Below are 7,760 nucleotides of genomic sequence, written 5' to 3' on the forward strand. Positions count from 1 at the left end.
GGCGCCCGGACGGCCGGAGCCGCCCTGGCCGCCCTGGCCGCCGCGCGCACCGCGACCGCCGCGGCCCGGGCGGGCACCGCGTCCACCGGTCTCGCCGAGGTCCTCGACCTCCTCCGCGTTGAGCCCGGCGCGAGTGCGCTCCGAGCGCGGCAGGATGCCCTTGGTGCCCGGCGCGATCTTCAGCAGCTCGTACAGGTGCGCCGAGGTGGAGTAGGTCTCCTCCGGGTCGTTGAACGACAGGTCCAGCGCCTTGTTGATCAGCTGCCAGCGCGGGATGTCGTCCCAGTCGACCAGGGTGACGGCGGTGCCGGAGGCGCCGGCCCGGCCGGTGCGGCCGATCCGGTGGAGGTAGGTCTTCTCGTCCTCGGGGCACTGGTAGTTGATGACGTGGGTGACGCCCTCGACGTCGATGCCGCGGGCCGCCACGTCGGTGCAGACCAGCACGTCGACCTTGCCGTTGCGGAAGGCCCGCAGGGCCTGCTCGCGGGCGCCCTGGCCGAGGTCGCCGTGGACCGCGCCGGCCGCGAAGCCGCGCTGGGTCAGCTGGTCGGAGACGTCGGCGGCGGTGCGCTTGGTGCGGCAGAAGATCATCGCCAGCCCGCGGCCGTCGGCCTGCAGGATGCGCGAGACCATCTCGACCTTGTCGAGCGAGTGCGCACGGAAGATGTGCTGCTCGATGTTGGCGACGGTCGTGCCGGTGTCGTCCGGGGCGGTGGCCCGGATGTGGGTCGGCTGGCTCATGTACCGGCGGGCGAGGCTGATGACCTGGCCCGGCATGGTGGCCGAGAACAGCAGGGTCTGCCGCTTGGCCGGCAGCATGGTGATGATCTTCTCGACGTCGGGCAGGAAGCCCAGGTCGAGCATCTCGTCGGCCTCGTCCAGGACCAGCGAGCGGACCCTGGACAGGTTCAGCTTCTTCTGCCCGGCGAGGTCCAGCAGACGGCCCGGGGTGCCGACCACGATGTCGACGCCCTTGGTGAGCGCCTCCACCTGCGGCTCGTACGCCCGGCCGCCGTAGACGGCGAGGACGCGCACGTTGCGCACCTTGCCGGCGGTCTGGAGGTCGTTGGTGACCTGGGTGCACAGCTCGCGGGTCGGGACGACGATCAGCGCCTGCGGGAAGTCGGTGAGCTGCTCGTCGGTGGCCCGGCCGGCGTCCACGTCGGCGCGCACGACGACCCGCTCGATCAGCGGGAGGCCGAAGCCGAGGGTCTTGCCGGTGCCGGTCTTGGCCTGGCCGATGACGTCGTGGCCGGTCAGCGCGACCGGGAGGGTCATCTCCTGGATGGGGAAGGGGTGGACGATGCCGACGGACTCGAGGGCCTCGGCGGTCTCCGGGAGGATCCCCAGTTCCCGGAACGTCGTCTTGATGGGTTCAGCGGTGGTGGACAGGGTGCTGCCTCTTCCGTTTTCGGAGGGGCCGAGAGCGAGCGGCGGGCGGGCAGCCGCGCGGCTGCGTACGGGCCTGGCGGCCCTGATGACAGCTGCGCGGACGCACAACCGCGCCGGTCCCTGCGGCCGGCCGGTGCGCGCTGCCCTGGTACGGGGCGCGTCGCCGGCGGCGTCGGGGAGGATTCCCGTGAGGGACCTGCGCGGGACCTCCGCCTCGGGGCGTGGTCTCGGCGGCCCTCGCTCGGCCACTGATGCGGTGCCAAGGCTTGAAGTCCAAGCCATGGTCGGAGCCGATCGGCTCTCCGACCGGGCATCCGCGTACGTGAGTACCCGTGCCTTCGGTGCGGACACGTCCGGTTGGACGGCGCCGCCACGGAGGGTTCGCGCGGGGCACCGAGACGGCGGTGACTCCATGCGAACACGACGGGCTCCGTACCACCATACAGTCAGGCGACGACTCGAACACGTGACGCGTCTGACATTGCCCCCGGCAACTGCCACCGGGGCGCGCGGTCCGGCCGGTCACCGGGGCGCGCCCGGGCGGCAGGCGGCGGGGCGGGACTAAGGTTGCGGGTCATGGACACCAGTGGTGAGACGCAGGACGCGGCGGCCGGCTCGATCGGGGACTGGGCCGCGTGCTCGGCCGACCCCGGCTACCGGGCGGCGGTGCTGGACCTGCTCGGCGCGCTCGCGTACGGCGAGCTGAGCGCCTTCGAGCGGCTCGCCGAGGACGCCAAGCTGGCGCCCGACCTCGCCGACAAGGCGGCGCTGGCCCGGATGGCCTCCGCGGAGTTCCAGCACTACCAGCGGCTGCACGACCGGCTCGCCGAGATCGGCGCCGACCCGCAGGAGGCGATGCGGCCGTTCGTCGAGCCGCTGGAGCTGTTCCACCGGATGACGGCGCCCTCGGACTGGCTGGAGGGCCTGGTCAAGGCCTACGTCGGCGACGCCATCGCGACCGACTTCTACCGCGAGGTGGCCGTCCGGCTGGACGACGACACCCGCGACCTGGTGCTGAGCGTGATGTCCGACACCGGCCACGCCCAGTTCGCGGTCGACAAGGTCCGCCAGGCGATCGAGGCCGACCCGCGGGCCGGCGGCCGGCTCGCCCTGTGGGGCCGGCGGCTGATGGGCGAGGCGCTCAGCCAGGCCCAGCGGGTGGTCGCCGAGCGCGACGCGCTGTCCAACCTGCTGGTCGGCGGCGTCCGGGTACAGGGCTTCGACCTGGTCGAGGTCGGCAAGATGTTCAACCGGATCACCGAGGCGCACACCCGGCGGATGGCCGTTCTCGGCCTCGCCTCCTGACCGTCCCGGCTGACCGTCCCGGCTGACCCTTCCGGCCCGGGGCGCTCCCCGGGGCTCAGGCCGCCCGGTGCCGCCGTGCCGCGCGGTGGGTGCCGTGCCGGTGCGGGTGGTGCCGGTGCGCCGGGGCGCGCCCGGCGGCGAGGTCCGGCCGGGCCAGCAGCGAGGTGAGCACGCCCGCGGCCACCGCGGCGGCCGCGACGGACACCGCCGGCTGGCGCCCGTCCACGCTGAAGTGCGCGACCAGCCCGCCGACCAGGGCCGCCGCCAGCGCGGTGCCGAGTGTCAGGGCCGGGGCGGCCCGGAAGTACCCGGGCAGAGCCAGCAGGGCGGCGGCGCCCGTGACCAGGCCGACGAGGGCGAAGGCGATCGACTCGACCAGCAAGGCTGCCTCCCGGGGGAACGGGCGTGCGGCACCGGCGCCGCACCCTCGCCGTACCCCGCCCCGCCGGGCCGTACACACCCGGGCCGCGCGCACGAGGCCGTACACACGACGGTGCCCCGCTCCCTCACGGGAACGGGGCACCGGACGATCCTGTGCGGCGACGCCTCAGGCGGTGCCGAAGCCGACCTTGCGGGCGGCCGGCTCGCCGATCTCCACGTACGCCAGGCGCTCGGCCGGGACGATGATGCGACGGCCGTGCTCGTCGGACAGCGCGAAGATCTTCTCCGGGCCCTCCAGCGCCTTCGCGACCGCGCTCTGGACCTCATCGGCAGTCTGCGAGCTCTCGACCACGATCTCGCGCGGCGCGTTCTGCACGCCGATCTTGACCTCCACGGCTTCCGTCCCTCCGGGGTTGCAGCCTCCACGCACGGGCACCGGACCGCCTGGGACAAGCGTTCGCGGCGACCGCGCCGTACGGCTTCACCATAGAGCACCGGATCCCCGGCCCGGCGAAGGACGGTGGATCAGCCCTGGTGGGCGGTGCCCTCGGCGCCCGGCTCGCCCGCGTGCATCGGGAAGCCCTTCAGGCCGCGCCAGGACAGGCTGGCGACCAGCCGGACCGCCTCGTCGCGGGGGATCTCCAGGCCCTGGGAGAGCCAGTACCGGGCGGTGATCTGGGCCAGGCCGCAGACCCCGGCGGCGAGCAGCTTGGACTCCGCCTCGGGCAGGTCGGTGTCCTCCTGGATGACCTTGCTGACCAGTGTGGCGCTAGCCTCGGAGGCCCGCTCGACCCGCTCGCGCACGGCCGGCTCGTTGGTCAGGTCCGACTCGAAGACCAGCCGGAAGGCGCCGGACTCGCTGGAGACGTAGTTGAAGTACGCCTCCATCGTGTTGGCCACCCGCTGCTTGTTGTCGGTCGTCGCCGACAGCGCCTCGCGGGTCGACTCGACCAGGGCGTCGCAGTGCTTGTCCAGCAGGGCCAGGTAGAGCTCCAGCTTCCCGGGGAAGTGCTGGTAGAGCACCGGCTTGCTCACCCCGGCGCGGTCGGCGATGTCGTCCATGGCGGCCGAGTGGTAGCCCTGCGCGACGAACACCTCCTGGGCGGCACCGAGCAGCTGTTCACGGCGGGCGCTTCGCGGCAGGCGGGCACCGCGCGGGCGCTCCTGCGCCTCCTGGATGGCCGTCACGGCGCTCCTCACTTCGGGGTCTGTTCGCGGCTGGCGAGATGGCCGATTCTACTTTTCGGTAACCGCGCCCGCGTTCGGCGAAGGCGAGAAAAGACGATCGGCCTGTTGTCAGGAGCCCACAATACGGCGCTGACCTCGGCCTCGGCAGTGCCGGGACGGAGGCGGCCGACGGCCGGACCGCCCCGGTGCTCCCGGGGCGGGGCTCACTACCATCGTCCACCATGAGCAGCGCTGAGCAGCAGGTACGTACGGTCGAGGTCCCCGGCGCGGTGCTCGCGGTGCACCGCCCCGCCGCCGACGGCGCCGCAGACGGCGACGCCGACGTTCGTGAGCCCGGGCTCTTCGTGCACGGCCTGGGCGGCTCGGCCGCCAACTGGGAGGCCCTGATGGAGCGGCTCTCCGGGCAGATCGACGGCGAGGCCGTGGACCTGCCCGGCTTCGGCCGCTCCCACCCGCCGACCGACGGCAACCTCACCGTCTCCGGCCACGTCCGCGCGGTGATCGGCTACCTGGAGGCCTCCGGCCGGGGCCCGGTCCACCTGTTCGGCAACTCGCTGGGCGGCGCGGTCTCCGTCCGCCTGGCGGCCCTGCGCCCCGACCTGGTGCGCAGCCTCACCCTCGTCTCCCCGGCGCTGCCCGAGCTGCCCCCGCAGCGCTCCGCCTGGCCGACCGGCCTGCTCGCGGTGCCCGGGGTGCCCGCGGTGCTGCGCCGGCTGTCCGCGGGCGGCCGCGACGCCGAGGCGGCCACCGCCGACCTGCTGCGGCTGGTCTACGGAGACCCGGAGGGCCTGAGCCCGCAGGCCCGGGCCCAGGCGGTGGCCGAGTACCGGCGCCGGCTGGAGGTGCCGCACGCGATGCAGGCGCTGGTCGGCTCGGCCCGCGGCATCGTCTCGGCGTACACCGAGCGCGGCGACCAGGCGCTGTGGCGGCAGGCCGAGCGGGTCGCGGCGCCGGTGCTGCTGGTGTACGGGCTGCGCGACAAGCTGGTCGCCTACCGCTCGGCCCGCCGCGCCTGCGCGGCGTTCGCGGACGCCCGGCTGCTGGTGCTGCCGGAGTCCGGGCACGTGGCGATGATGGAGCACCCCGAGGAGGTCGCCCGCGCGGTGCGGGAGCTGATCGCGCACACCGCCCGCTGAGCGCGCACCGCCCGCTGAGCGCGCACCGCCCGCTGAGCGCGCGGCCTCGGCCGGTCGCGCGGGCGGCCGCGCATACCGCCCGGTAACGGTCCCGTTCGGGTCGAGGTCACTGCGGTTCACTCGATCAGGTGGCAGGCAGGCATGTGACCGATGGATCGGCGGGGGCCGGTCCTACCTTTCTGCTGTCGGACCGAACAGGTGTGGGGGAGTCGCGGCCGCCGGAGGAACCGGGGCGGCCGCGGCCGAGGAGTCCCGGCGGGTCGGGCCCGACCGCCGGAGCGGGCGGGTGCCCGGGGGAACGGAACGCGGCGCGTCCGCGACCGGGCCGCCGGTGGGCCGCACCGAGGCACCGCGGCGCCCCGGGCCCGGCCGGTCCCCCGGCCCCGACCGTCCCCGCCGCCGTGCGGGGAGCGCCCCGGGCGACCGTCCGGGCCGCCCGGAAACCCGTCGATCCGTCCGCGATCCCGCCCAGCGAATCCGCTCTGCCCTGGAGGTCTCCCGTGCGCGTTGCCCTGCTCACCGAGGGTGCCCGGCCGCATCCCCAGCGTGGTACCGGAGACTGGTGCGACCGGCTGGCCGAGGGCCTGCCGGAACACGACTTCGAGCGGTACCCGCTCACCGGCCCGGACGGCCCGGACAGCCTGGTCCGTGCCGGACGGCGCCCCGGCGCGCTGCGCAGACGCGGGTACGCCGGGGCGTACGAACACCTGCTGCGGGCACTGGTGCTGCCCGGGGAGCGGGCCGGCTTCGGGCCCGGGCTGTACCGGCTGGCGGCGCTCGCCCGGGAGGAGGGCGCGCTGCCCGCCTTCCTCTCCTCCTCGCACGCCCGCCGGGTGCTGGAACGGACCTGGCGGCTGCCCGGCGCGGACACCCCGGCCGGGCGGCCGCTGGTGTGCGACGTGCTGGCCGCGGCGGACGGGCTGGAGCGGTGCCTGCGCCCGCTGTCCGCGCCCTGGTACGGCACCGGCCCCGGCGGCCTCGGCGCGGCCGACCTGTGCCACGTGGTCGGCGGCGGACCGGCCGCGCTGCCCGCCCTGGTGGCCCGGCAGCTGCACGGGGTGCCGTTCGTGGTCACCGAACACGGCCCGCACCTGCGCGAGCGGTACCTCGGCCACGGCGGGGCGCCGGACCGGTGGCCGGCGCGCGCCCTGCTGCTGTCCTTCTTCCGCGCGCTCACCGAGGAGACCTACCGGCAGGCCGCGATACTCACCCCCGGCAGTGCCCACGACCAGCAGTGGCAGCGCCGCTGCGGCGCCGATCCGGCCCGGACCCGGGTGGTGCACGAGGGCACGCCGGCGGTGGTCCGCCCGGCCGCCGGGCCGGAGCCCGCGGCGCCGACCCTGGTGTGGGTGGGCGCGCTGGAGCCGGGCCGGGACCTGCGGCTCGCCCTGCACGCCTTCGCCCGGGTCCGCGCCGAACTGCCCGGCGCCCGGCTGCTGGTGTACGGCGAGGAGGCGGCGCCCGGCCACCGGGCGGCCTGCGCGGCGGTGGCCGAGCGATTGGCCGTGGCCCCGGCGGTGGACTTCGCCGGGCGGCCCGAATCGCTCGCAGCGGCCTGGGAGTCGGGCACGGTGGCGGTCTTCCCGGGGCTCTCCCAGCGCAGCCCCCGGCTGCTCGTGGACGCGCTGCTCAGCGGCCGGGCGGTGGTCTCCACCGATGTCGGGGTGGCCCGCGAGGTGGTCGGGCCGGCCGGGCTGCTGGTGCCCGCCCGCGACCCGCGCGCCCTGGCCGGCGCCTGCCTGGCGCTGCTGCGCGACGAGGAGCGGCGCGGCCGGCTCGGACTGGCCGGGCGGCTGCGCGCGCAGGAACGCTTCGGCGTGGAGCCGGTGATCGACGCCTTCCGGGACATCTACCTCGAACTGGTCTCGCAGTACCCGGCCTTTCCCGGTGGCGGCGGGGGCGGGCCGGCGCCGCGCCCCTTCGCCCGCCCCGCCGAGTACTGGCTGGCCGGCGGCGTGCGCGAGCCGGCCGGGCGGCGGCCGGCCGAGCTCGCGGAGGCCCGCTGATGCCCGGCGCGGACCCGGTGCGCGAGGTGATGGCGGAGCACCGGGAGCTGTGCGAGCGCGCCGTCGACCCGCTGGAGATCGCCGCCGGACTGGAGGAGGCCGGGCTCGGCCCGGACGCCGCCGCCCGCTGCCGGCACGCCGACCTGTTCGCGCTGGCCGAGGAGCTGTACGCCAGGGTGCCCCGCCGCCCGCCGGCGCCCGGCCGGGAGGAGCCGCCGTCCGGCCGGGCCGCCGCCCGGGCCGCGCTGACCGCCGCCGCGCTGGCCGCGTTGCCCTGCGCGGGGGCGGCCGCGCTCGGCCCCCGCGCGAGCAGAGCATCACCATGCGGCTCAAGGGCGGCCGCACCGGCATG

General features: G+C 75.8%; 7 protein-coding genes and 1 pseudogene. 4 read left to right on the forward strand and 4 right to left on the reverse strand.

Annotated features, from left to right (window positions below):
• A partial coding sequence (locus AB0E96_RS35590; protein WP_359830030.1) for a DEAD/DEAH box helicase occupies positions 1–1,278 on the reverse strand: 1,278 nt, incomplete at its 3' end.
• A gap of 690 nt (positions 1,279–1,968) precedes the next feature.
• On the opposite strand from AB0E96_RS35590, the gene AB0E96_RS35595 reads away from it, so the two are divergent.
• The gene (locus AB0E96_RS35595; RefSeq protein WP_359830032.1) at positions 1,969–2,697 is read left to right on the forward strand and encodes a ferritin-like fold-containing protein; all 729 of its coding nucleotides are present in this window, start codon (positions 1,969–1,971) and stop codon (positions 2,695–2,697) included.
• Between the two features lie 55 nt (positions 2,698–2,752).
• Here the strand turns inward: AB0E96_RS35595 and AB0E96_RS35600 are convergent, their stop codons facing one another.
• From AB0E96_RS35600 to AB0E96_RS35610, 3 genes are all read right to left on the reverse strand, one after another.
• A complete protein-coding gene (locus AB0E96_RS35600; RefSeq protein ID WP_359830034.1) occupies positions 2,753–3,079 on the reverse strand; it encodes a hypothetical protein in 327 nt (108 codons plus the stop codon).
• A 165-nt stretch (positions 3,080–3,244) separates the two neighbouring features.
• Positions 3,245–3,472: a DUF3107 domain-containing protein gene (locus AB0E96_RS35605; protein ID WP_359830036.1), complete on the reverse strand. Its 228-nt coding sequence runs from the start codon at positions 3,470–3,472 to the stop codon at positions 3,245–3,247.
• A gap of 131 nt (positions 3,473–3,603) precedes the next feature.
• Entirely contained in the window at positions 3,604–4,266 is a 663-nt protein-coding gene (locus tag AB0E96_RS35610; RefSeq protein ID WP_359830037.1) for a TetR/AcrR family transcriptional regulator, read from the reverse strand.
• Between the two features lie 221 nt (positions 4,267–4,487).
• On the opposite strand from AB0E96_RS35610, the gene AB0E96_RS35615 reads away from it, so the two are divergent.
• The 3 genes and pseudogenes from AB0E96_RS35615 to AB0E96_RS35625 form a co-directional block, all read left to right on the forward strand.
• A complete protein-coding gene (locus AB0E96_RS35615) occupies positions 4,488–5,402 on the forward strand; it encodes an alpha/beta hydrolase (RefSeq protein ID WP_359830039.1) in 915 nt (304 codons plus the stop codon).
• 500 nt (positions 5,403–5,902) lie between these two features.
• Positions 5,903–7,408, forward strand: coding sequence for a DUF3492 domain-containing protein (locus AB0E96_RS35620; RefSeq protein ID WP_359830040.1), 1,506 nt, complete (start codon positions 5,903–5,905; stop codon positions 7,406–7,408).
• Positions 7,408–7,760: pseudogene (locus AB0E96_RS35625) on the forward strand (hypothetical protein); the annotation flags it as partial. The gene AB0E96_RS35620 and the pseudogene AB0E96_RS35625, both read left to right, overlap by 1 nt.

It is taken from the genome of Kitasatospora sp. NPDC036755 (assembly GCF_040636595.1).
Taxonomy (GTDB): Bacteria; Actinomycetota; Actinomycetes; order Streptomycetales; family Streptomycetaceae; genus Kitasatospora.